Source organism: Streptomyces sp. NPDC006326, assembly GCF_040612915.1.
Taxonomy (GTDB): domain Bacteria; phylum Actinomycetota; class Actinomycetes; order Streptomycetales; family Streptomycetaceae; genus Streptomyces.
Window position 1 is genome coordinate 80020 of sequence record NZ_JBEXRC010000013.1, and the last position, 24162, is coordinate 104181.

The window sequence follows — 24162 nt, forward strand, 5'->3', positions numbered from 1 at the left end:
GTGCCGCCGATGATAGGACGCCCCGCGAGGGCGGTCGGTTCGCCGGAAGGCTACGCCCCTGACGCGGGGCGTCACAGCGGGCGGGATGACAGGATCAGGCGGGGTGGCCGGTATCCGCGTGGGGCGTGAAGGTGAAGTAGCGGCGGGTGTTGCTGAGATCGAAGAGTCTGCGCAGGTGGCGGGGGAGCGGTCCGGCCAGGACGAGGCGGTGGTCGGCCCGTGCGTTGAGGAGGGCGTGGAGAAGTGCGCTGTCCGCAAAGCCGACGTGGCTGAGGTCGACGATGGTGCGGCCTTCGGTGGTGGCCTGCAGGGCGTCCTCTATGACGTGGACGGTGTCGAGGTCGATCTCGCCCCGGACGCGGATCAAAACCCCCTTCGGCCCCGATCTGCACTCGGCCTCTGCCACCGGCGTCGGGCGCGTTCCGGGAAGGGCGGGAGATGTCCGCGTATGACTGTGGGGCTGCATGACTGCCGTCCTTGACGGTCGGAGCCCTCCCTTTCCGCGCGGTGCAGGCGGGAAAGAAGTGTGCGGTTTCTACGGCGACCGCACGGTTGAGGAGGCCCGTACCGCGGTGCCCTCTGCGGGTAAGGGGACACGGCAGCGCGGATATCGCCAACGGCTACTTCCAAAGTACCCCTTTCCGTCGCCGTCAATGCGGCACCGCACGTGCTGGCCCATACGGGCCGCTGCATGCTTCCTCCGGTACGCCCCCCCTGCCGGCCGAGCATGACGGGCGGGAGGAGGCCAACCGCTCCCGGCGTGAGGTGGTTCCCGAACAGCCACCGACCGGGCCCTTGACGGGGTGGGGATGTTCCGGCACGCGCTCCCTTCCTGAATCCGTGGAGTCCCAACAGGCCCGTGACGCAAACAAGTTGACTTACCGATCGCGATTCCTGTGTCATCTCTCCCTGTTCGGACAGCGACGGGAAGGAAAACGCTCCATGAAGCTGAAGCGACTGGCGCAGGTGGGCCTGGCCCTGGCAGTGAGCGTGGTCACGGTCGCCGGGATGGAAGGTTCCGCCTCCGCGAGCGGGCTCAACGTGACCGTCAGCAAGAGCTGGGGCACTTCGACGTTCTACCCGGACGGTGACTGGCTCTACATCACCGACCACACCGCCGACGGCTACTCGGTGCACGGCAAGATCCAGCAGCGGGTCTGCGCCAATGTCGGCTGTGACGGCTACACCTGGGTGGACCTGCGCACGGGTTGTTACGACACCACCAGCATCGGCGACAACGGCACCGAGATCCGCCAGTGCAACTACGACATCACCGAAAACATACCGGTGCGCGTGTGCGAAGCCCGGTACAGCGGCGGCAGCCGCTACGGCGACTGGTACTGCAGCAACGAGACCAAGTCCTGACCCCGCGCCCGCTCGACGCTTGGGGGACGGGACCGCGGCGACGACACCGGACGTCATGAACCATGCGCGGTTCCTGCGGAGCGCGAACGGCACCGCTAGCAGGACCGCGGGGACCACGAGCAGGAGGATCGGCCCGCCGTTGACGGCGACTGCGAGGGCGCCACGTACGCGCGGTAACGGGGCCGGCCCGGCAGGTCGGGCAGCGGGTGGGCGTGCCAGTTGCGGGCCCAAGGCGGCGGTTGCAGGCTTCCCGCCACCAGAACGGCCGTCGGTCGCGTCCGCGCCAGGGAGATCAGCCCACGGGCGGTGATGCTGCCGTCGTGACCCCCGTACACCTGCCGGGCAGCGCATCCGGTGGCGAACGCGGCGCGGACCGCCTCCGTGCCGCTGAGGAGGCACGGCGGGCGCACCCCCAGACGGTGGAGTTCGCCGGCGACGGCGGTGAACGCCGCCCGGTCGGCGCGGCTGCGGGCCGCTGCGCCCCCGGTGATCGCGAACTGCAGAGCCAGATGGGCGGCCAGGGCGGCACAGAGCGCGCTCAGGGCGAGCGGGCGGGTGCGGCACGCGGCCACCAGCCGGGCCAGGCACAGGGCGACCGGAAGGGCGAGCAGCGCGTATGCGGGCAGCAGGAAGCGCGGAGCCGCGTATCCGATCATCAAGAGGTACGGCAGGGCGAGGAACAGCGCGACCCCGGTGGGCACGGCGACCTGCTTCACCCTTCCGCTGCGGTACGCGGCGAAGAGCCCGCCCGCGGCCAGGAGCGGCAGGGCGAACCACCACAGGGCCGTGACGGGCCGGGACCACGCCACATCGCAGGGGCGGCACAGGGTCCGCCCGTCGAGCGAGCGCATCTGGTCCGCGAACGCCGGGTTCCAGCCCAGCCCGCCTTGGATCTCACTGGCCCTTCGGAGCCTCGGCAGGACCCCGCCGTAGCGAAGGTGCGCCTCGACCGCCCATTCCGCGCCGCCTGCAACCAGGCCGACCACCAGAGCCGCCGCAAGGGCCGCTCGCCGCCAAGGCGGAACGGCCCATGCGGCGCACAGCAGGGGCATGACCAGCCAGACCGCGTCACCGGGACGCATGAGCGCGGCGAACGCCACCCCCGCGGCCACGCCGGCCAGCGCGAGGCGGTCCCCGGGACGACCGGCGGCCCTCAGGAAGCACCCGACGGTGAAGAGCGCCCCGAAGGCCACCCAGAGGTTGGGCATGGCCTGGGGACCGTAGAACACGGTGACCCACAGACCCGCGAACAGGCCGCCCGCCAGAGCCGGCACGGGGGCGGGAAGCAGCCGCCTCCACACCCACAGGGACAGCAGCAGGGCCGCGGCCGCCAGAACCGCCAGATAGACCCGGAGGGCCAGTACGGAAGAGGTGATCGCGACGACCGGGGCGACCACGTAGGTGATCCCGCGGGCGCGGGGGGCGCTGAAGAACGCGGCCGGGGAGCCGGGGGACACCTGGCTGACGTACACCGTCTCATCCCATCCCAGGCCGGTTCCCGGTACGGCCAGGAGGAGCTGGACAACGGCGTACCCGACGGCTACCGATCCCAGCCGGAGCAGGTCGCCCCGCCGGTCCCGGACCGTGGGGGAGCCGGCCTGGACGCTCGGCGGACTCGGGACCGCTCCTGCCTTCTGGGGCATCGACGCACCTCCGGGGCGTGGGCACCCCCACCCTGCCCGGCGCGGAACGCCCACGCCATTTCAGGCGGCAGACGGCCGAAACCGCCGGTACGATCGCTGCCTGAACCCGGGGCCGACGCAACGGCGCGAGTTGCGCAAGGCCGCCAGGCACACGCGACGAGAGCGGTCGGTGACTGCCGGCACATCTCTGCGAATCGTCTCTGCCCCGTTCCGGGCGCAGCATGGAGGAGAAGGTCCTCGGCAGGCGCAGGGGCGCGTTCCGTCAGGAGGGAGCTGCCGGATGGACGAAGGCGAGCCGCTCCCCGACGACAAGGGTGAGCACTGGGCAGCCGGACCGTCACCGCCGGGCGGTCTGCTGGATCTGCTCAGCGTTGCCGCGGTCGTCCTGGACACCACCGGACGGATCGTCTTCTGGAGCCCGCAGGCGGACGAGGTGTTCGGCTACACGGCCGAAGAAGCCCTGGGCGAGTACGCGGGACGGCTCCTGGTCCAGGAGGAGCACCGCGACCTGGTGGTGAAGCTGTTCGCCGAGGTGATGGCGACCGGCGCCAGCTGGGCCGGCGCCTTCCCGATCCGGCACAAGGACGGCGGCACCCGCCTGGTGGAGTTCCGCAACATGCGGCTGCTCGACGACCTGGGCGAGGTCTACGCCCTGGGGATCGCCGCCGACCACGGCACGCTTCAGCGCGTCGAGACCGATCTCGCCCTGTCGGAGCGACTCGTCTCCCAGGCGCCGATCGGCATCGCGCTCCTGGACACCAACCTGCGCTACCTCTTGGTCAACCCCGCGCTGGAGCGGATCAACGGGGTGCCCGCCGCCGACCACATCGGCCGTCACCCCCACGACATCCTGCCGTTCCTGGACGTCGAAACCATCGAGTCCGCCCTCAGACAGGTCCTGCTCACCGGTACGCCCCTGATCGACCAGTACACCGTTGGTCGCACCCCGGCCGACCCCGACCACGATCACGCCTGGTCAGTGTCCTTCTACCGGCTCGAAGGGGCCAGCGGGCGGGTGATCGGGGTGGCCAACTCGGTCGTGGACGTGAGCGAACGGCATCGCGCCACCACCGAGGCGGACCGGGCCCGTCGCCGTCTGGCCGTGATCGCCGACGCCTCCACCCGTGTGGGCACCACACTTGAGGTGACCAAGACCGCCCAGGAGCTGGCGGAGGTCGCCGTTCCCGAACTCGCGGACGTGGCGGCGGTCGACGTCCTCGACGCAATCCTGGCCTTTCGCCGCACCACACCCGGCTCCCACGGCGGCTCGGAGCTGTTCCGTGCACTCGCCGTGGCCTGCGCCTACCCCACCGAAGCCGCCGCCGTTGCCGACAAGGTCGGGGACCTGGCCGCCTACGATGCCGACCGCCTCATCACCCAGTGCGTCCACACGGGCCGGCCCGTCGTCATCGCCCACACCGACCGGGAGGACCTGCAGCGGATCGCCCGGAACACCGACGCCGCAGCCGCCTTCGCCCGCGCGGGCGTGCATTCGTACCTCGCGGTGCCGCTGATCGCCCGCAACGAGGTCCTCGGAGCCTTCGACCTGCTGCGCGCACGCAACCCGGCACCCTTCGACGACGACGACGTCCTTCTGGCCGGAGAGCTGGCCGCCAGGGCGGCCATCGCCATCGACAACGCCCGCTGGCACCAGAGCGTGCGCAACGCGGCCGAAACCCTCCAGCGCAGCCTGCTGCCGGGCCGGCCGCCCCGGCTCACGGGCCTCGAAGTCGCCGCCTACTACCAGCCCGCCCAGGCCTCCAGCGAGGTCGGCGGCGACTGGTACGACGTCATCGCGCTTGAGGGAGACAAAACCGCCCTCGTCGTCGGCGACGTCATGGGCAACGGCATCGACGCCGCCGCGACCATGGGACGCCTGCGCACCGCCACCTGCGCCTTCGCCGATCTCGACCTCCCTCCCGGGGAGGTCCTCCAACACCTGGACAAGATCACTCGTGGCCTGGAGCACTACATCGCCACCTGCATCTACGCCGTCTACGACCCACATCACCGGCGGTGTCACATCGCCAATGCCGGCCACCTGCCGCCCGCCCTGGTCCGCAACGGGCTGCCACCCGAACTGCTGGAGCTGCCCACCGGGGCGCCGCTCGGCGTCGGCGGCGTTCCCTTCGACACCACCATCTTCACCCTGGACCCGGGGGACCGGTTCTTCCTCTACACCGACGGGCTGATCGAGACCCGCCACCACCCCATCGACGAGCGCCTGGACGCCCTGCTCCGCACCCTCGCCGAACCGCCCAGGCCCCTGGAGCAGACCTGCCGGTGGCTGGTCGACGCGATGCGTCATCCCGACGACCACGACGACGTCGCCCTCCTCATCGCGCAAGCCGGGCCGAGCACCACGTCCTGACCGCGGTCGCGGCAGATCCGGCGTACGGGGGCGTCAACGGGCCACCCGTGGGCACACGGGCTTCCATGTACGGACAACAGGCGCGTTCCACGAGCACGTCGAGCAGCCCGGCCCAGGCCGGTGCTCTCCTGTCGCCTGCCCACCGGGCGCGGCACGGGCGCTGGGGACGATTCACGGGTCGCTTTCGGCGCCGACTCCTCGCGTACCGGGAAGTCGAGTTCCTGTCCACGCGTATCCCCGGTGATGCGGGCCCGGGTGAGGAATGCCTCCTCCTCGTCCATGTCCGCAAGGTCGTCGGCCGGGTCCACTACCGGATATGCCTGGACTGCGCGGAGGCCGTCATCACGGGCATCGTCATCGACGAACGGTTCCTGTCCACGGGCCTGGGAACCCGGGCGCTGTCCCACCTGCGCTCCCGCCACCCGGGAGTCTCCTGGCGGAGCACCCTGAGTCTGCGCACGACCCGTGATCTCCTGCGCCGTATGCGGATCCCGGTCATGACCGCCGACGTACGGTGCCCCCACGCGCAGTCCGTGGAAGCGCCGGCGGAAGGCCCCTGACTCCTCGGACCGCCGGGCGGCCGGAGCGGGCGCGCAGACCGAGCACCGTCCCGCGCGTGCGCCCGCGCAGCGGACGGGTCAGGCGGTTTTGACGAGGGTGCCGGCGCCTTCGAGTGCGGTCACCTCGTCGGCGTCTGCGGTGGTGTCGGTGACGAGGGTGTGCAGCAGCGTGGAGGGGCCGACGTAGGCGTGGGCGGTGCGGCCGAGCTTGCCGCCGTCCGTGGCGACGACGGTGCGGCGGGCGGAGGCGATGCTCGCCTTTTTCACCGCGGCGTCATCGAGGTCGTAGGCGGTCAGGCCGTCGGCCGCGCTCAGTCCGCAGCAGCCGATGACGGCGGTGTCGAAGCGCAGGGCTGCCAGGGAGGCGAGGGTGAGGGGGCCGGTGAGGGCTCCCTCGGCGGCGCGGGGCTGTCCGCCGGGCACCACCAGGGTGGCCGGGCCGGGTGTCTCGCCGAGCAGGTGGATGGCCTGCAGGGACAGGGGCATCACGGTGACGGGCCGCTCGCGAAGGAACCGGGCGACCTCCAGGCAGGTGGTGCCGCTGTCCAGCACGACGCTCTCGCCGTCGGCGATGAGGGCGCAGACCGCGGCGGCGATCCGGCGCTTGGCGTCGACGGCCTCGTGGGCACGCAGTGCGAACGGAGGCTCCTCGCCCCTGAGCAGCAGGGGGCGTGCCCCGCCTCTGACCCGTTCGAGGACGCCCTGCGCGGCCAGGGTGTCGAGGTCGCGCCGGATCGTCATGTCCGAGGCGCCGGTCAGCTTCGCGAGCTCCTGGACCGTGGCGCCGCCGGAGTCCCTGACGGTCTGCGCGATCCGCCTGTGCCGGTCTGCATTGCTCATACCGGGATTGAACACCATCCCAAAACGAACAGGCAAGACGTTCATAGGCTCCTCTATCAAACACAAATCATGTTCGTTATGGTCGGTGGCATGGAACGTTCGCTTCGGGCCGCCCGTGTGGCGACCTATGTCTACTTCGTCCTGTGCGGCACCCTGATGGGCGCCTGGGTGGTGCACATTCCCGCCGTCGAGGAGCGCGTGGGCATCAGCCACGCGACGCTGGGCGGCCTGCTGGTGCTGCTCGGGCTCGGGGCCTTCACCGGGATGCAGGTGGCTGGGCGTCTGACCGACCGCTTCGGCGCCCGCATCGTGGTGCCCGCCGGCGGCGTACTGTGCGGCGCGACCCTGGTGCTTCCCGGTGTGGCCCGGGATCCGTGGACGCTGGCAGGAGCGCTGCTGCTCTTCGGATTCTGCAACGGCGGACTGGACGTGAGCATGAACGCCCACGCCGTGCACGTGGAGACGGCGTACGGCCGGCCCGTCATGTCGGGCTTCCACGCCACGTTCTCCGTCGGCGGTGTCCTCGCCTCGCTCGTCGGAGCAGGTGCCGCGAGCGCCGGCCTGAATCCGGTCACGAGCATGGCCGCCACGGGCGCGGTGGGCTGCGTGATCGCCCTGGCGTCGGCGCGCGCCCTGCGGCCGGCCATCCCCGCAACTGCCGGCACCGGCCCCGTGGAGGAGACCGAGGCATCACCGGCCGTCACGCGCCCCGGCACCAGGGGGCGCGTCCGGCTCCTCGCCGTCCTGGCGCTGATGGTCATGCTGTGCGAGGGCGCGGCCAACGACTGGAGCGCTCTGCACCTGAGGGACGTACTCGGTGCGCCGGCCGGCACCGCCGCCTTCGCATACGGCACCTTCGCGGCGGCCATGACCACCGGCCGACTGCTCGCCGACCGCCTCGTCGCCCGGTTCGGTTCCACGGCGATCCTGCGCCACGGCGCGGCCACGGCCGCCGCCGGCATCACGCTCGTGGCTCTCGGTCCGTGGATGTGGGCCGCGTTCGCGGGCTGGGCGCTGTTCGGCCTCGGCCTGTCCGGCTGCGTCCCGCAGCTGTTCAGCGCGGCCGGGCACGCCGACCCCGCGGCCGCCGGCGCCAACGTCTCCCGCGTCGCCGGGCTCGGCTACGTCGGCATGCTCGCCGGTCCCGCCGTCATCGGCTGGCTGACCCATCTCGTCGCCCTGAACCACGCCTTCGTCCTGCTGACCCTGCTGTGTGTGACCACCGCAGTGGGCGCCGGGATCCTCCGCACCGGATCCGACCGCACACGCCAGAGCGAGATGGCACGCAGCGGCCACTGACCGCTTGTGCGGCACGGTCCTGACCCGTGCCGCACAAGCCCCTCGCCTCCCCGCCCCTGCTCCTCGTAGGCGAGTCCTCCCCGCGAGCGGCCACTACGTGCGCTGCGCAGGCATCGTCCTCACCGAGACCACCGGCACCGTCCCGCCGGCCATCCCGCGGCCGCGTCCGCCCCTGAAAGACACCGCCTGACCTGGAGGAGCCCCCGCCGTGCCCGCCAACCGACCCATCGTGCTGTTCGACCTCTTCGGCGTCATCGCCTGCCATCAACGCCCGGGCGCCATGGACGAGATGGCCGCCCTGAGCGGCGCGTCCACGGACGCCTTCACCGCTGCCTACTGGGCCTGCCGCCCGCCCTACGACGCCGGGCAGTGGTCGGCCCCCCAGTACTGGACGGCCGTCCTGCGCCGGCTGTCCCTCACGGCCGGCCCCTCCACGACGGAGAAGCTGCGACTCGCCGACATCGACAGCTGGTCACGCGTCGACGACCGCATGGTGGCCTACGTCCAGTCCTTGCGGGACGTCGCCGAGGTCGCCCTGCTGTCCAACATCCCCGCGGACCACGCGGATGCCTTCCTCACCGCCCAGCCGTGGCTGCACGACCTGGACCACGTCGCCTTCTCCGGGAAGATCCGCCTGGCCAAGCCGGACCGGGCGGCGTTCCGCCACTGCATCGTCGCCATGCACGCCGCCCCCGCCGACTTCCTCTTCGTCGACGACCGCGAGGAGAATGCGCGCGCAGCGCAGGCCTGCGGCATGAACGGACACGTCTTCACCGGGCGCGACGCATTGGCAGCAGCCCTTGACACGTGGCTGCCGCGACAAAGGACAGGGGTCGGCCGCGTCCCTGGGCGGACCGCTGCGACAGCCGACTGAGCGCCTCCAGGGGGTCGTCCCCCGGGGGTGCGTTTTCTCATGCCGGGACCCTAGAGTGGCGCTTTCGTATGGGGAGGGAATCGATGCAGGTCAGATATGTCAGACCCCTGGCTTACGCGGCCGTGTGGGGGACGCTGGCAGTGGCCGCGGTGAGCTTCGGTCCGGGCGCGTTGGCGGCGTTGCAGCCCGAGGACGAGCCGGCACCGCAGGCCTACGCGGGAGCCACCGAGCTGCCCGAGGCGCTGTCGTCGGACGGCACGACGATCACGGTGGGGGACCCGGACGCCGCGATGGCCGTCCGGCTCTACGAAGACCCGCGCTGCCCGATCGTCGCGGACTTCGAATCCAGTGGTGCCAAGGCGATCCGCGAGCGGACCATCAAGCGCCAGGCGAAGACGGAGTACACCCTCGCCTCCTTCAAGGACGACAGGCTCGGCGGAGACGGTTCCAAACGCGCGGTCAACGCCCTGCGCGCGGCGCTCGACGCGCAGAAGTTCACCGAGTACCACGCCGTGCTGATGGAGCACCAGGCAGGGGTCGAAGCCTCCGGCGGCTACACCACCCAGCGCTTGTTGAGTCTTGCCGACGAGGTGCCCGGGCTGCGGAGCGAGACCTTCGACGCCGCGGTGTCGACCATGAAGTACGGCGACTTCGTGACCGCCTCGCAGAAGGCGTACCAGCAGACCGGGGACGATCCGATCGGACCGGGCACTCCCTCCGTCGCCATCAACACCACGATGCTCACGGGTGATGTCCGAGGAGACCTCTTCGACGAGGACCGCCTCACGCGCCTGCTGACGGTGATCGACAACGCCCCTGAGGTCTGGCGGAACGAGCGCTCCTGAAGAGCTGGGCGGGGCGCAGAGCCGCTGCCGCTGTGCCGACGGCCCGCACCGGCGCCCGGGGGGACGGGACGCCGGTGCGGTCACCAGCCGCGGTGGTCCTCCGTCTGCGGGAGACGCCACCGTCACGGGCGCGTGTATCCCCGATCTCCGCCCCCAAACGGGCTTCCCCCACGGCTTGTGTGGCACCGCGGTGGACTGAGTGGGAACTTACACCCTGCGGGTGAGGCTCGTGAAGGAAATCTGTGGCGGCGGAGATAGACATTCGCCGCGCGTCGTGGCTAACATTTTCTCGTAGCCAAGGAAGTCGAAGAAGGCGCGGCAGAGACGAAGCTGCCGCTCACGCGGATCAACGCAGGTGCGGAACGGCAGCGGAGTGACGGGGCCGGAAACGGTGGGTTCCTTCACTGGCTGCCGGGCCGAGCGGCCCCAGGGGCCGCAGAGCAGTACCGCAGTACCCGGCAGTACAAGCGATCGAAAGAGTAAGGAGCAGAGCGCCATCAGGATCACCCGGGCGCAGGAGCAGTCCGCTCGGGTACGCAGGCCCCGGATTGGAAGGTGGTCCCCGGTCACGCATACGCGATCCCCGCACCCCCGCCCAGCCGGGCGGGCACGCGGACACAGAAGGCCGGCGTAGTTCGCCGGTAGATGGTGTTGAAAGCTCGGGGCCCGGGTGCCAGTACGGCACCCGGGCCCCTCGACGCGTCCCGAAAGAAGAGGCCTATGCCCCCTCGCAGTGCCCACCCCGTCGCCAACCTCGACGACGACGATTACCCCGCCTACACCATGGGCCGGGCTGCCGACATGCTCGGCACCACCCCCGCCTTCCTCCGCGCCCTTGGCGAACACCGCCTGATCACCCCACTGCGCTCCGAAGGCGGCCACCGCCGCTACTCCCGCTACCAGCTGCGCATCGCAGCCCGCGCCCGCGAACTCGTTGACCAGGGCACACCCATAGAAGCGGCCTGCCGCATCATCATCCTCGAAGACCAGCTCGAAGAAGCCCAACGCATCAACCAAGAGCTCCGCGCAGCCCAAGAGACCGGCCACCAGTCGAAGGCCCCCGCATGACCCCCGCCGTCTCCCATGGCGGCTGTGCGAATGCCGAGGGACCCACTGCCCCGTGGGGTGGCGTCACCGTGAGCGGCGGTGTTGGTGCAACGGGCCCGATGGTGCCCGTGCCGTGACGCCCAGGCGCAGCCGCGCGAAGCGCAGCGGATGGCCCCACCGCGCACGGTCCACCCGGCGCTTCCCGTCTCCGGGCCGGGCGGGCGGTCAGCGGGTGTGGCGGTGTCGGCCGTGCTTGTGCGGCTCGGTGGTCGTCAGCAGTACGAGGGCCAGTCCGAGGGGCAGCAGGAACAGCAGTAAGAGAGTCATGTAAGCACGCGTGCCCATCCAGGGGGCGTCGACACCGGCGAACAGGCGTCCGAGGGCTCCTCCGGACGTGTCGCGGCGCGCATCGACGCGTCGTGGCCGGTGCTGCCGGGCCAGGCGCTCGCTGCGGAACCTGGCGGACAGGTCGTCAGCGCCCCAGCGCGGCACGGACCGTCAGCCCGTGGTGGCGGCGCAGTCGGCGCATCTCCCACCAGGACAGGGCCGTGACGGTGACGGGGGCGCCGAGGACGAACACCGCCCGGACGCCCGCCGGGACCTGCGGGTAGGCGCCCGTGACCACGTCCAGGAGCGCCATCTCCCACACGAGGACGCCGGCGAGGACCGGCGGCACCACCTCGTGGATGTCGGCGGTACGGAAGACGTGAACGAGCGACAGGCCGATGCCGTAGAGGGCGAAACCGATCGACCACAGGCACAGCACCCCGATGGTGATCTTTCCCGGCAGCCCGACGGCGTCCCGGAGCCCCGCCAACTCCGGCGCCATCGCGAGCGCCGAGGTACCCATGGAGGCCATGATGGCGAGCACCGCGCCGAGTGAACGCAGGGCCCGTCGCAGGTAGACGCGTCGCAATCCGCCCCGCGCAGCCGCCACGAACGCGCCGACCACCACGGGGAAGGTGCACACCAGCACCAGCACGCTGGACCAGCTCTGGTTGAGGCGATCGTCCGCCACGGCCTCGACGTCGGTGACGCTGACGACGGCGTTGTAGGTGGCCGTCAGGCCCACCCAGGCCACGAGTCCCAGCGCGGTACGCCACAACTGGAGCCTGCGGACCTGCGGATCGTGCACGATCCCCCGGCGCGAAGGGCGGAAGGCCAGCTGGGCGGCGTACAGCGGGTTGTAGACGCCGCGCAGGATCTTCCGCCCCCGCGACGGTTCGGCGCGCGGCGGCGGGACCGGCGGATGGGCCCACGCGTAGGGGTACGCCTGCTGCGGGACCGGCTGCGCGTACGGGTACCCCGGCGGCGGGGCGTACGGGTACCCCGGCGGCGGGGCGTACGGGTACCCCGGCGGCGCGGCGTACGGAGGCCCAGGCGGCGGGACCGGGGAGCCCTGGCCGGCCCAGCCCGTCGGCTGCCGACCGTCCGCACCGCCCACCGGACCCCCGTACGCGCCCCCGCCGTAACCGCTCACGCCACGCCCCCCGTTGTCCTGCGCTGTCGAACCCACGCATCGTAGTCGCCCCGGCCCCCACGAACAGGGCTGCCTCGGCAGGCACTGCTCGTTGGCGCGGTCGCCACGCCGGCGCTGTATCTGCCCGGCCCGCGTACCAGCGCACCAAGGGGGTGTGGGTTCAGGTGGAAAGCCCGGTGAGGGAGAGGAATTCGGCGCGGGAGCGCGCGTCATGGCGGAGCGTGCCGAGGCGGGTGGAGGTGAGGGTGCTGGAGCCGGTGGCCTGGACGCCGCGCAGGGTCATGCAGGTGTGCTCTGCTTCGATCACGACGCCGACGCCCTTGGGTTCCAGATGGGTGTGCAGCCAGTCGGCAATCTGCTTGGTCAGGCGTTCTTGGACCTGGGGCCGACATGCGAGTGTTCGACGACACGCGCCAGTTTGGACAGGCCGAGGATGCGGTGCCCGGGGAGGTAGCCGACGTGGGCGGTGCCGACGAACGGCAGGTCGTCAGGTCGAAGGGGCGGAGGCTGAACAGCTCGGCGTAGGCGCGCGCCATGCGGCCGGGAGTGCCGTTCAGGCTCTCGGTTCCGGTGTCGATGCCGGCAGGTCAGCCTTCCACGACGCCTTGCCGGTGATCGATGCGGCGAGGTCCATGGAGTACTCCTCGGGTGAGGGGAAAGGTGCTGCCTGGCGGTGGTCCTGCGTTAGGAGCTCGCCGTGGTGGCTGCGGAGGTGGCGGGCTCAAGGCGGACGCAGCAGTGGCCGGGACTGGGTGCCAGGCATGCCTGGTAGTCGCCCTCGCCGAGTCCTTCGAGGACGCCGCGGAGCAGGTGGAGGTTCATGCCGCACACCGTCTGGGTATGGTCGCGGGCCAGCGCGTGGAAGGGGCAGTTGCCCAGCACGATGGCGTCACCGTCGCGGCGGGGCTCGAACCCGTTGCCTTCCAGCAGGTCGAACACGCCCCTTTCGCCCTGCCCGGCGAGCTCCGCGCCGAGGGTGTGGGCCTTTCGGTGCAGGACGGTGCGCACCGGTTCGCCGGTGGCTTCGGACTGCTCCAGGGCTTGGGCGAGGAGTCGTCCGGCCAGCTCGTAGTGCCGCTCGGGCAGGCTCACGGTGACCTGCCTGGCGGAGCGCTTGTAGAGCTTGGCGGGGCGGCCCGCCCCCGGACCGGTGCGGCCGCTGCGCCGTTCGTAGACGACGTCGAGCAGTGATTCGTCCGCCAGGCGGTCCAGGTGGAAGGCCGCGGTCTTCCGAGGCAGGTCCAGGGCTTCGGCCGCTTCGTCGCGGCTGACTGGTCCCGGCTGGCGCACGACGTGTTCGTAGAGCCTTCTGCGCGTCGGCTCGTCGAGCGCGGCGACGGCGGAGACGTCGGGGCGGGGTGCCTCATGCGGGTGGTCCATGCAGACCAGTGTAAAACCCACAGCCATTGACTAAAGAAGGCTGGCGCGTTTCTATTGCTAGTGAAAGTTGCCGATAGAAGGAAGGGCGTACGTCATGTCGTCCGCAACCACCCCCACCCCGTCCACCCCGGCCACCACGTCCCGGAGAGCTGCGCTCTCCGACCCCGGCTACCAGGCATTCGTCATCCTGCGCACCGGGTTCACCGTGGCGCCGATCCTGTTCGGGCTGGACAAGTTCGCCAACCTGCTCGTCGACTGGCCCACGTACCTCGCGCCGTGGATCAACGACATCGTCCCGGGCAGTGCCCAGGCCGCCATGTACGCCGTCGGCGTCATCGAGATCGTGGCGGGCCTCGTCGTCGCCCTCGCCCCGCGCTTCGGCGGCTGGCTGGTGGCCGGATGGCTCGCCGGCATCATCGTCAACCTGCTGACCATCCCGGGTTACTACGACATCGCACTGCGTGACTTCGGGCTCCTGCTGGGTGCGGTCGCGCTCGCCCGGCTCGCCCAGCGCTACCACGGCAAGCAGCCCGCTCACTGACGGCACGAGCAGCCGCAGGGAGGTGACGAAAGCGGGTGGGCCCCTCCGCCCGGCTCACCCGCAGCGCAGCCGCAGCCGCAGCCGCTGCTGCGGCGGGCCCGACCCCCCGCTGCGGCTCACCGCCTGCCCCCCGTGCCGTGCCGGTGAGGACCCGGACCGGGGAATCGGCCTACGCGGACCGGCGGGCGGGCAGCCCCCGCGAGAGGGTGGTGGTCATGGGACGCATCCGTGGTTCTCCCGCACGCGCCACTGATCCGGGCCTGTCGCCCGGAGACGTGCGGCTCGGCGGGTACGCGCCGCTGCGGGACTACGCCGTGATCGGTGACGGCCGCACCGCCGCCCTGGTCGCCCGGGACGCGTCGGTGGACTGGCTGTGCCTGCCCGACCTGGACTCGCCCGCGGTGTTCGGCGCCGTGCTGGACGCCGCCCGCGGCGGCCGGTTCACGCTCGTACCGTCCGTGCCCTACCGGGCCGAGCGCCGCTACCTGCCCGACACCAACGTCCTGGAGACCACCTTCCTCACCAGCCGTGGGACAGTGCGCGTCACCGACGCGCTCACCCTCCACGACGACGCGACGCTCACGCCGATGCGCGAGCTGCTGCGACGCGTGGACGGACTCTCCGGGGCCGTGCCGTTGCAGTGGAGCGTGCAGCCCCGTTTCGGCTACGGCACCAGTCGCACCCGGATCGCCCGGCGCGCCGGTGTCCCGGTGGCGACAGCCGGGAGGGACGCGCTCGCCGTCTGCGCTTGGAACGCCGGTGAACCCGTATGCGACGACCAGGCGATCAGCGGCCACTGCGAACTGGGCCGAGGCCGAACCGCTGTGATCGCGATGCCGTTCGCGCATCAGGAGCCCCTCGTCTTGCCCACCCGCCCCGAGTGCGAGGCGCGCCTGGACGCGACGTGCGCGGCCTGGCGGGGGTGGGTGCACGACCGCCTGTACACGGGGCGGTGGCACCAGGCGGTGATGCGCAGCCTGCTGGCGCTGAAACTGCTGGTCCACGCCCCTTCCGGGGCGGTCGCGGCCGCGGTGACGACCTCACTGCCGGAGGAGATCGGCGGCGAGCGCAACTGGGACTACCGCTTCTCCTGGGTGCGCGACTCCGCCTTCACGGTGGCCGCCTTCCAGCGCCTGGGCTGCCCGGCGGAGACGCACGCCTACTTCTGGTGGCTGATGCACGCCTCCCAGCTCACCCACCCCGCCCTGAACGTGCTGTACCGGCTGGACGGCGGGCACCGCGCCCCGGAAAAGGTCCTGCCCTGGCAGGGCTACCGCGGCTCCGGCCCGGTCCGCATCGGCAACGCCGCGGTCGCGCAGGTCCAGCTGGACACCTATGGCGAGCTGATGCAGACGGCCTGGCAGTACGCCCAGGCCGTCGGCGGCCTGGACGGGGACGTCGCCCGCCGTCTGGCGGAGCTGGCCGACTTCGTCTGCACGGTCTGGCAGGAGCCGGACGCGGGCATCTGGGAGGTCCGCAGCCCGCCCAGGCACTTCACCCAGTCCAAGATGATGTGCTGGGTGGCACTCGACCGCGCCGCCGACCTCGCCGAATCCGGCCTGATCCCGAACCGGCACCTCGACCGCTGGCGCACGCACGCGACGAGATCGCCGCGTTCATCGAGACCCGTTGCTTCTCGCACCGCCGCGACAGCTACGTTCGCGCCGCCGGCGGCGACGACCTGGACGCCGCCGTCCTCCTGGGCCACCTCTACGGATACGGCGGCAACGCGCACCGCATGCGTGCCACGATCAGCACTCTGGACCGCCACCTGCGGCACGGGCCCTACGTCGACCGGTACTCCGGCGAAGACGGCCTTTCCGGCGGCGAAGGAGCCTTCCTCGCCTGCTCCTTCTGGCTTGCCGAATCCCTCGCCCGCACCGGCGGCCTCGCGCAGGCCGTCGAGCTGATGGAGGAGCTGGTCGGCCTCGCCAACGACGTCGGCCTCTACGGCGAGGAGATCGACCCCGCCACCGGCGACTTCCTGGGAAACCTGCCGCAGGGCCTGAGCCACCTGGCGCTGATCAGCGCCGCCTGCGCCATCACCGCCGCGAGCAAGGACACGGCACGGTGAACGCGTGGGGAACCGCCGCGGGCGCCTTCGTCGGCACCCTCGCCCTGACGACCGCACTGCGCGCCGCCAGTGAGCTGCGACTGACCCGCATGGATCTGCCGTTCCTCCTCGGCACGGCGGTCACCGCCAACCGCACCCGCGCCAAAGCCGTCGGCTATCTGCTGCACTTCCTCAACGGACAGGTCTTCGCGTTCGTCTACCTCGCCGTCTTCGCTGCCCTGGACCAGGCCGGCTGGTGGCTGGGCGCCCTCTTCGGGCTCGCGCACGGCCTCTTCGCCGGCACCGCACTGGTCAACATCCTCCTTCCACTGGTCCACCCGCGCATGGGCAGCCCCCTGACCAGCGCCCCACAGAGCGCGCTGCTGGAACCGCCCGGTTTCCTGATGCGCAACTACGGCCCCGGCACCCCCCTGGTCACCGTCCTCGCCCACATCGGCTACGGAGCGATCGTCGGCGGCTTCACGGATGCGGCAGCGTGAGTGCGGTGGGCGGCCTTCGTCGAGAGAGGGCCCATGGGTGAGCCGGGCGAGGATGCGCTCCTCGCGGTGACGACGCCTCAGGGGCCACCGGTGAGCTGGAGCACCGCGATGCCTGCAAGGACAGCGGTGCTGGCGGTGATGCGCCGGTGGCCGAGCCGTTCGCGGAACACGAGCGCGCCGATCAGGGCGCCGAAGACGATGCTGGTCTCCCGCAGGGCGGCGATGGTCGAGAGGTCACCGCGGGACTGCGCCCATACGACGAGCCCGTACGCCAGGAGGGACAGCAGCCCGCCGGCCATGCCGCGGCCCCAGAGCGGGCGCAGCGCGGTCAGCAGGGCAGGGCCCCGGCGGCCCCAGGCGATGAGCGGGAGGACGAGTCCCTGGCAGAGGAACAGCCAGGCGATGTAGCCGAAGACGCTGCCGGAGACGCGGACGCCGCTGCCGTCGACCAGGGTGTAGGAGGCGATCACCACGCCGGTCCCGACCGCGGCGGCCAGTGCGGGCAGTTGGTCGCGGCCGGGGATTCCGTCGGCGAGGGCGAGACCGGCCAGGCCGCAGGAGACCACCGCGATGCCGAGGGCCTGGCCGACGGGCAGGGAGTGGCCGAGGAGGGTGGTGGAGACCAGCGCCACCACGACGGGTGAGGTACCCCGGGCGGTGGGGTACATCTGGCCGAAGTCCCCGAGTTGATAGGCGCGCAGGAGCAGGAGCTGGTACGTGACCTGCAGAGCGGCGGAAGCGGCGATGTACGGCCAGGCCGCCGGGTCCGGCAGCGGGGCGAGGCAGACGAGGACGGCTCCGCAGCCCGCGGAGGCGAGGCTGATGAGTGTGAAGCCCGCCAGTTTGTCGCGCAGGCCGTGGGTGAGGGCGTTCCAGACGGCGTGCAGCACCGCCGAGGCGACTCCGGCCAGGTGCGTGGAGCTGGAGAGCGCCCCGGGATAGGCCGCCGCCGAGACGGCTCCGAGCGCCACCCGTCGCCGTCATGGCAAGCACACTCGTCCTCGCTGTTGGCATAAACATGAAGGCGTGCCCGGCCTTCCAGCCCGGCGAACGCCACGGATCGGGTACTGCACTCTGTGACCAAGGTGTCCCACTGGGTGGCCGTGTTGGGTGTCGGGGACTGACCTGCGCAGACTGGAGGTGTGCGCGAGGTGATCGTCGGTGAGACGGCGGAGCGCGAGCATCTGCTCGCCGCAGCCGTCGTCGAGGCCGTCGACGCAACCGGCGCGTATGCGGCGAGTGTCTTTCTTCGCTCACGCGACCGCCGGTCCATCGTGCTGACTGCGACGTACGGGACCACGCCCTCCCTGCTGGGTGGCTGGCGACTCATTCCGGTGAACAGTCCCATTCCGGTCGCCGTGGCGTACAGCACGGGGCGCACCGTCCACCTGGCCGACGCGGACGAGACGATGCGCCGGTTTCCCCAGCTCGCCGTGGCGCTGCCGTACGCCTTCGGCTCCTGCTCCGTGCCGGTGGCCGCGGGCGGGGAGACGTTCGGATCGCTGGCGATCGTCTGGGCGACCTCCCCTGGCAACGAGGGCCTTTCCAAGACCCAGCGCCGCAGATTGCGCTCCATCGCCGGCCGACTCGGTGACTCTCTGGTCGCACTGCGTGGCCGTACCGGCGATCCGGTGGAATGCGATCCGGGCACGGCTCCGGTCGAGATCCCGGCTCCCGTGGCCAGGGCCGTGCGGGTGGGCTTGTTCGACTGGGACCTGGTCTCCGGCACCTTCACCGCGGACGACGAGTTCTGCGCGGCCTTCGGTCTGGATCCCGGCGCCTTCGACGGCCGAGCCGAAACGCTGGCTGCCTGCCTGCATCCCGGCGACCGTGCCGTGTTCCGGGCCCTTGCCCGGGAGGCAGCGGGCGAGGGCCGGATCACCGCGCGACGCCTTCGCGTAGAGGAGCGCGGGCCCGGCAGGGAGGGATACCGCACGGTGGAGGTGTGGGCGCGCCTACTGGAGACCGACGACACGCCGACGCGACTCCACCTGCTTGGTTCGATCGTGGACGCCGGGGCCGGCCATGCGGCTCTCGTCGCGGTCGAGCGGTTGCGGGACGGGGTCTTCTCCCTCGCCCCTGACGGGCGGGTGACCTTCGCCAACCACAGCGCCCTGCGGCTGCTGGGCGTTTCCGGCGAGGAGGTGATGGGCCGGGCTCTGTGGGACGTGGTGCCGTGGCTGTCGGACCCGGACATCGAGTACCGGCACCGGTCCGCGATGATCTCCCAGACGCCCTCGTCCTTCCTGGCACGCCGCTCGCCCGAGCAGTGGCTCGCCTTCTCCCTCGACCCCCAGCCGGACGGGGTCACCGGGCGGGTGGTCCCCACCACCCGTCCGCAGGCGGCGTCAGCAGTCGGCGCCTCCGCCACCGCAGGGGCACCGGCGCGGATGGGCGTCATCTACCACGTCTTGCAGCTGGGCAGCGCGCTGACCGAGGCGGTGACGGCACGGGAAGTCTGCGAAGTTCTGGCCGACCAGCTGCTGCCGGCGTTCGGAGGGCAGCAGCTGGCGATCTATGTGGTCCGGGGCAAAACGATGCACCGGCTCTTCCACACCGGCCGTCACGAAGACTTCCTCGACTGGCTGGAGGGCGTTCCGCTGCACGCCCGCCTGCCCGGTACGGAGACGCTCACCTCCGGTGCGCCGCTCTTCATCGAATCGCAGCAGGACCTCTCCCGGGGCTACCCGGGCATCCCTGTCGGAGAGGTGAGCTCCTGGGCGTATCTGCCACTGATCGCCTCCAGCCGCCCTGTCGGCACCTGTGTCCTGGGCTTCGACGAGGCCCACCGGTTCACGGAGAAGGACCGCGGCGTCCTCACCGCACTCGCCGGACTGATCGCCCAGGCCCTGGAACGAGCGCGGCTCTACGACTCGGAGTTCGCCGTCGCGCGGGGCTTGCAGCAGACACTGCTTCCGCACCGGCTGCCGGTGGTCCCAGGCATCCGTACCGTCGCGCGCTATCTGCCCGGCACCAGCGGAATGGACATCGGCGGCGACTGGTACGACGTCATCCCCACCGAGAACGGGGTCGCTCTCGTCATCGGAGACGTACAGGGGCACAGCATCGCCGCCGCAGCCACCATGGCCCAGCTGCGCAGCGCGGTACGGGCCTTCACGGCTGTGGGCAACACACCCGGCGATGTGATGGCGGGCGTCAACCGGACCCTCATCGACCTCGACCCAGGGTTGTTGGCCAGCTGCTGCTACATCCGCCTCGAACCCCACAGCCACCAAGCCCACGCCGTCACCGCCGGGCATCTTCCACCCCTGCTCCGCCGTCCCGACGGCCCGACCGGCGCCCTTGACCTCGACGTCGGCCCACTCCTCGGAGTCGAGCCCACGAGCGCCTATCCCCCCACCCGGCTCGCCCTGCCGCCGGGGTCTCTCCTCGCCCTCTACACCGACGGCCTGGTCGAGGAACCGGGAGCCGACATCGACGTGGGGATCGACCGCCTGCGGACATCCCTGGCCCACGCCTACGCCGAATCCCTGGACGAACTCGCCGACCGGCTTCTGCACAACGCCCGGCGCTCCTCCTACCGTGCCGACGACATCGCTCTGCTCCTCACCGAGCACGGTTCCGGTCACGACGCCCCATGACACTGCGGACCGGCTTCCCGCACGGCAGACGGTGCGGCGCCGAGGATCTTGCGGCCTGGAAAGAGCCGAGCTCGTCGGCGGGGGTCCGGTCACGGGGGCAAGGCGGGTACCGGACAGCCTCGCGGCGGACGAGGCAGCACGCTGCCGGTCTTTTGCTCACACTCGTCCTCGGCATGCGCGCACGGGCTTGTCGTGGTGTGTGGTGAAACGCGATTCCGGCGCGGCGATGAATCTGCCGGCGCCCGCAGGTCTATCTCTTTGACGGAGACAACCGACTCATCGGGAGTGAGCCATGGGCCTCATCCACATCGAGCTGTTCGCGACCCTCGACCTCGTCGGGCAGGCGCCCGGTGGCCCTGACGAGGACCCGCTGGGGTTCCCGTTCGGCGGCTGGCAGGCGCCCCTGCTGGACGAGGTTGCCGGGGCACAGGTCGGTGCCGCGTACGAGGGCACGGACGCCCTCCTGCTCGGCCGGCGGACGTACGACATCTTCGCCGCCTACTGGCCGCACCAGGAGGGCGGCCAGGACAACGAGATCGCCACGCTCTTCAACAGCGTCCCGAAGTACGTGGCCTCTCGCGGCAGGCCCGACCTCTCGTGGGCCGGGTCCACACAGCTCGGCCCCGACCTGAACCTGGCCGGTGCGGTGCGCGAGATCCGTGACCGGCACGAGAACGTGAAGGTCGTCGGGAGCCTGAACCTCGTGCAGACCCTCCTGCGCGAGAAGCTCTTCGACCGTCTCGACCTCTGGCTGCACCCGATCGTGCTCGGCGTCGGGAAGAAGGTGTTCGACGGTGGCGCGGTGCCCACCAACGTCACGCTCCTCGCACCCCCGGCAGCCAGCCCGAAGGGCACCGTCTACCTGCGCTACGGGCTCGCCGACGGCACGCCCGCCACGGGTGACATGAGCGCACCCGATCGGGGTGCCGGCAGCGACGACTGAACCCACCCCGGGCGACTGGTGGGTCCGAGCCGCTGCGGAACGGACCCCGGGGATGCCAACTGCCAACCCCACCGGTCTGGCCTCGGCGGGGAAGTCGTCGGTCCGGGGGACGAGGGCCGACCCTTCAGGCCTCGTGCGAGGAGGACGAAGCCGACGCGCTTCTCCGCCGGAGCCTCGCGCTCCCGTTGCGGAGCCGTACCGAGGACGGACCATCCTGCACAACCCGTTTCCGCCGGTGGGCAAGGACGGCACGGACGGCACATTCAGCAGATGTTTCGTGCTGCGCAGGCCGAGGCCGACTCCTGACGTGCCTGACGCGCCGCCGGGCGTGGTCCGTACCCCGGCCGACTACGGCAGTCGGCTGGTCCGCGGCCTACTCGGTGGCGCGGGCCGGGCGGCCCCCGAACCGTGAGTTGATAAGCCGTCACGTGTCACTTTCCCGCTGCTCACCGCAAAGGGGCTGGTCCATGCCGGGCACGCCGACGATCCGACGACGACTCAACCGCCTGTTCGCCGCGTCCCCAGGTGTATTGACCCGTAGCGGCGTGCTGTGCGGCCGGCTCGGCCGGTCGTGCAGGCCGGCCTCTCCCTCGTCCCGCCACCGGCGGACCCCCTTGTGGGAGGTGGGCCGCGATATGCCCATCTCGGCCGCCACATGCTGGACCGGGCGCCCGGCCAGCACGCGACCCAGGGTCCGTTAACAACGCTCGTGATCAATACACCCTAGGTCGGCCTGCCTATGCTGCCGCCATGGGTTTGGATCTCATGTTGTTCATGGCGGACTGGAAGTATTTGAGTGCCATACCCGTCGAGAAGAGGGCGGAGGCACTGGAGGATGTCGCCCTCGGGCGACCGGAGCTGGACGGCGCGTACTGCAGCGGTGGGCGGAACGGCGGCTGGGTGTGGCTTCCGCACCGGGAGTCCGCATGGTGCGCCGAGTACGACTTCTTCACCACCACTGGCTCCTTTCGCCCGCACTCCCGCGCGGGGGATGCGTGGGACGACATGCGGCCCCTCGTCGACGCGTTTGTGCGCGAGGCGATGGACACCTTTCTCATCGGCCTGATCTGGGATGCGGACCCGGAAGACGATCCTGCGCTGACTGGTGGCGGAGGGTTCTTCCCGGCGGCCACCGACCGCTGGCACCCGCGTGTCCTTCTGGTCTGCCCGCCTGAGGCCTTGCCTGGCAAGGCCCGTGCCTGGACGCAGGTGGAGTCCCGCCTTGAGGAGCTACGCGAACCGTTCGCCGTCGAGTGCGACGGCTGGGCTGGCCGCCCGGACACCTTCGAGGACTTCACCGGGCTTCTGCGTGAATGGGGCGACGTGACTACCGAGGCTGCGCGCCACGGTTGGGGGCTGGTGGGTCTGCCCTAGCCGTCAGCCGCGAGACGAACGTGGTCCGCATGCGTTGAACACCTTGAAGTGAGCGTCACGACTGGCGAACGACGCCACGTGACTGCTCAGTCACAAGAGCACATATACGCAGGGCAGGTCCCTGGCGGGCTGCATGCGAGCCGGCGCGGCGGCCGCCGTTCATCGAGATCAACCACGTCCTGGACCTGGAGTTCGACCTCTAGCAGGCCGCACCCGAACAACCCGTGAGCCCCGGACCGACACGGTCCGAGGCTCACGGTATTCCGAAGGCGGCTGGCGTTCGTCAGAGACGCTGCACCTCACTGTTCAGGGGACCCGCCATGCTGGGCAGCATGTCCTCCCTCTTTGCCCATTCCCGCTGACATGAGCCGAGCTGTTGAGCCGGCCGTACGGGAGAAGGCCCGCACCCGTACCTGCCCGGACTGCCGGGCCCTGCCGGGGGAGAAGTGTGCGCCGGACAGGGCCGGACGCTCCCAGCTGCACGGGGGCCGCATCCAGGCGGCCCGGCGCACGATGGCACCGTTGCCGATGCACCAGATCCTGCCGGACACGGGCGAGGACCGGAGGCTCCTGCCGCTCGATGCCGACTCCGTCGACACGCTGATGGTGTCGTTGCACCCGCACTTGCTGCGGGAGTTCTCGAACTCGCCCTACGAGGCCGCTGCTCTGCTGTGGCTGGTGCTGCTGGAGGCGAAGCAGCACCACCCCGAAGAGAAGTCGAAGATCAGGAACTTCCAGCTGGGATTCATGGCCGCGCCAGCGTACTTTCTGACGCCCGGCGAGCTCAGGGAAGAAGTGGACCTGCTGGCGGCCCGCGGTGTTGTTGAGCGGGTCGGCGACAGCGCTGTCCGGCTCAACCCTGCGGCCGTCTGCCTTCTCGAGTACCGGCAGGTCCCGGCCCGCAGGCGGCTGGAGTGGAACGCGGAGCGCACCGCATGGGCAGGTTCGGCGATGCCCACCTTCCCGTCTGCCTGATCACTGATGCGGGGAGCCGGACTCTACGCTGACGTGATGGAGTTGAGTGTTCACGAGCGGGGCCTGCTGCACGCTGTTGCCCAGGCGTCGGCCCCGGCCGCAATGTCCGCGTTCTTCCCCGCCCTCACCCGGGCTGTCCCACCGGAGGTTCACGCCCCGGAGGACGACCCGGTTCGCCTGGCCTGGTACGAGGAGCAGTTCACGCTCTACAGGGCCTCGGTCTCCCTCTGGAAGAAGAACCTGGTGCGGGTCGTCCACCCGGCGAACGGTGAGCGGCCCGACCTGGTCGAGGCCACGGACGAAGGGCGCGCTGCGCTGCTGACGAGGATGATCAACGATTAATACAGCCCGGGCAGTCGCCACTCGGCCGCACCCGAAACAACCCGCGAGCCCCGGACCAATACGGTCCGGGGCTCGCTCGCGTAGCCGCAGGGCAGGAAGGTCAGCGCGCAGGCACAGGCAGGACCCCA

At 71.0% G+C, this 24162-nt stretch carries 21 protein-coding genes and 3 pseudogenes; 16 read left to right on the plus strand and 8 right to left on the minus strand.

Annotated elements, in window-relative coordinates; genetic code table 11:
* Nucleotides 1-94: 94 nt before the first annotated feature.
* Nucleotides 95-466, minus strand: coding sequence for an STAS domain-containing protein (locus ABZ128_RS13340; RefSeq protein WP_356848179.1), 372 nt, complete (start codon nucleotides 464-466; stop codon nucleotides 95-97).
* Nucleotides 467-942: 476 nt separating this feature from the next.
* Between ABZ128_RS13340 and ABZ128_RS13345 the strand changes: the two genes are divergently transcribed.
* Nucleotides 943-1365, plus strand: coding sequence for a hypothetical protein (locus ABZ128_RS13345; protein ID WP_356848181.1), 423 nt, complete (start codon nucleotides 943-945; stop codon nucleotides 1363-1365).
* A gap of 95 nt (nucleotides 1366-1460) precedes the next feature.
* Here ABZ128_RS13345 and ABZ128_RS13350 read toward each other — a convergent pair whose 3' ends face one another.
* Nucleotides 1461-3008 carry a hypothetical protein gene (locus ABZ128_RS13350; RefSeq protein WP_356848183.1) on the minus strand — a complete coding sequence of 516 codons (1548 nt, stop codon included), beginning with the start codon at nucleotides 3006-3008 and terminating at the stop codon, nucleotides 1461-1463.
* 280 nt (nucleotides 3009-3288) lie between these two features.
* Here ABZ128_RS13350 and ABZ128_RS13355 point away from each other — a divergent pair, with 280 nt between their 5' ends.
* Together ABZ128_RS13355 and ABZ128_RS13360 are read left to right on the plus strand one after the other, a co-directional pair.
* Nucleotides 3289-5379, plus strand: a complete 2091-nt coding sequence (locus ABZ128_RS13355; protein ID WP_356848184.1) for a SpoIIE family protein phosphatase — start codon at nucleotides 3289-3291, stop codon at nucleotides 5377-5379.
* Nucleotides 5380-5444: 65 nt separating this feature from the next.
* Complete coding sequence (locus ABZ128_RS13360) at nucleotides 5445-5939, plus strand: hypothetical protein (protein ID WP_356848185.1); 495 nt, start codon at nucleotides 5445-5447, stop codon at nucleotides 5937-5939.
* A gap of 78 nt (nucleotides 5940-6017) precedes the next feature.
* Here the strand turns inward: ABZ128_RS13360 and ABZ128_RS13365 are convergent, their stop codons facing one another.
* Nucleotides 6018-6779: a DeoR/GlpR family DNA-binding transcription regulator gene (locus tag ABZ128_RS13365; RefSeq protein ID WP_356848187.1), complete on the minus strand. Its 762-nt coding sequence runs from the start codon at nucleotides 6777-6779 to the stop codon at nucleotides 6018-6020.
* A gap of 90 nt (nucleotides 6780-6869) precedes the next feature.
* On the opposite strand from ABZ128_RS13365, the gene ABZ128_RS13370 reads away from it, so the two are divergent.
* The 4 genes from ABZ128_RS13370 to ABZ128_RS13385 all read left to right on the plus strand — a co-directional run bounded on the left by ABZ128_RS13370 (nucleotide 6870) and on the right by ABZ128_RS13385 (nucleotide 10865).
* On the plus strand, nucleotides 6870-8078 hold the full coding sequence (locus tag ABZ128_RS13370; RefSeq protein ID WP_356848188.1) for an MFS transporter: 1209 nt from the start codon (nucleotides 6870-6872) through the stop codon (nucleotides 8076-8078).
* Nucleotides 8079-8286: 208 nt separating this feature from the next.
* Nucleotides 8287-8952, plus strand: coding sequence for an HAD-IA family hydrolase (locus ABZ128_RS13375; RefSeq protein ID WP_356848190.1), 666 nt, complete (start codon nucleotides 8287-8289; stop codon nucleotides 8950-8952).
* An 83-nt stretch (nucleotides 8953-9035) separates the two neighbouring features.
* Entirely contained in the window at nucleotides 9036-9797 is a 762-nt protein-coding gene (locus tag ABZ128_RS13380) for a thioredoxin domain-containing protein (RefSeq protein WP_356848191.1), read from the plus strand.
* Between the two features lie 720 nt (nucleotides 9798-10517).
* Nucleotides 10518-10865, plus strand: a complete 348-nt coding sequence (locus tag ABZ128_RS13385; protein ID WP_356848192.1) for a MerR family transcriptional regulator — start codon at nucleotides 10518-10520, stop codon at nucleotides 10863-10865.
* A gap of 451 nt (nucleotides 10866-11316) precedes the next feature.
* On the opposite strand, the gene ABZ128_RS13390 is transcribed toward ABZ128_RS13385, so the two are convergent.
* The 3 genes and pseudogenes from ABZ128_RS13390 to ABZ128_RS13400 all read right to left on the minus strand — a co-directional run bounded on the left by ABZ128_RS13390 (nucleotide 11317) and on the right by ABZ128_RS13400 (nucleotide 13704).
* On the minus strand, nucleotides 11317-12324 hold the full coding sequence (locus tag ABZ128_RS13390; protein ID WP_356848194.1) for a hypothetical protein: 1008 nt from the start codon (nucleotides 12322-12324) through the stop codon (nucleotides 11317-11319).
* A 160-nt stretch (nucleotides 12325-12484) separates the two neighbouring features.
* Nucleotides 12485-12905: pseudogene (locus tag ABZ128_RS13395) on the minus strand (GTP cyclohydrolase I); the annotation flags it as partial.
* A 103-nt stretch (nucleotides 12906-13008) separates the two neighbouring features.
* Entirely contained in the window at nucleotides 13009-13704 is a 696-nt protein-coding gene (locus ABZ128_RS13400; protein WP_356848195.1) for a helix-turn-helix domain-containing protein, read from the minus strand.
* Nucleotides 13705-13798: 94 nt separating this feature from the next.
* Between ABZ128_RS13400 and ABZ128_RS13405 the strand changes: the two genes are divergently transcribed.
* The 4 genes and pseudogenes from ABZ128_RS13405 to ABZ128_RS13420 all read left to right on the plus strand — a co-directional run bounded on the left by ABZ128_RS13405 (nucleotide 13799) and on the right by ABZ128_RS13420 (nucleotide 16798).
* Complete coding sequence (locus tag ABZ128_RS13405) at nucleotides 13799-14245, plus strand: hypothetical protein (protein WP_356848197.1); 447 nt, start codon at nucleotides 13799-13801, stop codon at nucleotides 14243-14245.
* Nucleotides 14246-14460: 215 nt separating this feature from the next.
* A pseudogene (locus ABZ128_RS13410) lies at nucleotides 14461-15744 on the plus strand (glycoside hydrolase family 15 protein); the annotation flags it as partial.
* Nucleotides 15745-15758: 14 nt separating this feature from the next.
* Nucleotides 15759-16319 (plus strand): glycoside hydrolase family 15 protein, encoded by a 561-nt coding sequence (locus tag ABZ128_RS13415; RefSeq protein WP_356848253.1) that lies wholly within the window; start codon nucleotides 15759-15761, stop codon nucleotides 16317-16319.
* Entirely contained in the window at nucleotides 16316-16798 is a 483-nt protein-coding gene (locus ABZ128_RS13420; RefSeq protein WP_356848198.1) for a hypothetical protein, read from the plus strand. Before ABZ128_RS13415 ends, ABZ128_RS13420 begins: the two co-directional genes overlap by 4 nt.
* A gap of 77 nt (nucleotides 16799-16875) precedes the next feature.
* Here ABZ128_RS13420 and ABZ128_RS13425 read toward each other — a convergent pair whose 3' ends face one another.
* Nucleotides 16876-17709 (minus strand): DMT family transporter, encoded by an 834-nt coding sequence (locus ABZ128_RS13425; protein ID WP_356848254.1) that lies wholly within the window; start codon nucleotides 17707-17709, stop codon nucleotides 16876-16878.
* 231 nt (nucleotides 17710-17940) lie between these two features.
* On the opposite strand from ABZ128_RS13425, the gene ABZ128_RS13430 reads away from it, so the two are divergent.
* Both ABZ128_RS13430 and ABZ128_RS13435 read left to right on the plus strand, forming a co-directional pair.
* The gene (locus ABZ128_RS13430) at nucleotides 17941-20400 is read left to right on the plus strand and encodes a SpoIIE family protein phosphatase (RefSeq protein ID WP_356848199.1); all 2460 of its coding nucleotides are present in this window, start codon (nucleotides 17941-17943) and stop codon (nucleotides 20398-20400) included.
* A 292-nt stretch (nucleotides 20401-20692) separates the two neighbouring features.
* Nucleotides 20693-21343 carry a dihydrofolate reductase family protein gene (locus tag ABZ128_RS13435; protein ID WP_356848201.1) on the plus strand — a complete coding sequence of 217 codons (651 nt, stop codon included), beginning with the start codon at nucleotides 20693-20695 and terminating at the stop codon, nucleotides 21341-21343.
* Nucleotides 21344-21848: 505 nt separating this feature from the next.
* On the opposite strand, the pseudogene ABZ128_RS13440 reads toward ABZ128_RS13435, so the two are convergent.
* A pseudogene (locus ABZ128_RS13440) lies at nucleotides 21849-22034 on the minus strand (leucine zipper domain-containing protein); the annotation flags it as partial.
* A 59-nt stretch (nucleotides 22035-22093) separates the two neighbouring features.
* On the opposite strand from ABZ128_RS13440, the gene ABZ128_RS13445 reads away from it, so the two are divergent.
* From ABZ128_RS13445 to ABZ128_RS13455, 3 genes are all read left to right on the plus strand, one after another.
* Entirely contained in the window at nucleotides 22094-22717 is a 624-nt protein-coding gene (locus ABZ128_RS13445) for a hypothetical protein (RefSeq protein ID WP_356848203.1), read from the plus strand.
* A gap of 528 nt (nucleotides 22718-23245) precedes the next feature.
* Nucleotides 23246-23692 carry a hypothetical protein gene (locus ABZ128_RS13450; protein ID WP_356848204.1) on the plus strand — a complete coding sequence of 149 codons (447 nt, stop codon included), beginning with the start codon at nucleotides 23246-23248 and terminating at the stop codon, nucleotides 23690-23692.
* A gap of 36 nt (nucleotides 23693-23728) precedes the next feature.
* Nucleotides 23729-24034: a hypothetical protein gene (locus ABZ128_RS13455; RefSeq protein ID WP_356848205.1), complete on the plus strand. Its 306-nt coding sequence runs from the start codon at nucleotides 23729-23731 to the stop codon at nucleotides 24032-24034.
* Nucleotides 24035-24162: the final 128 nt, after the last annotated feature.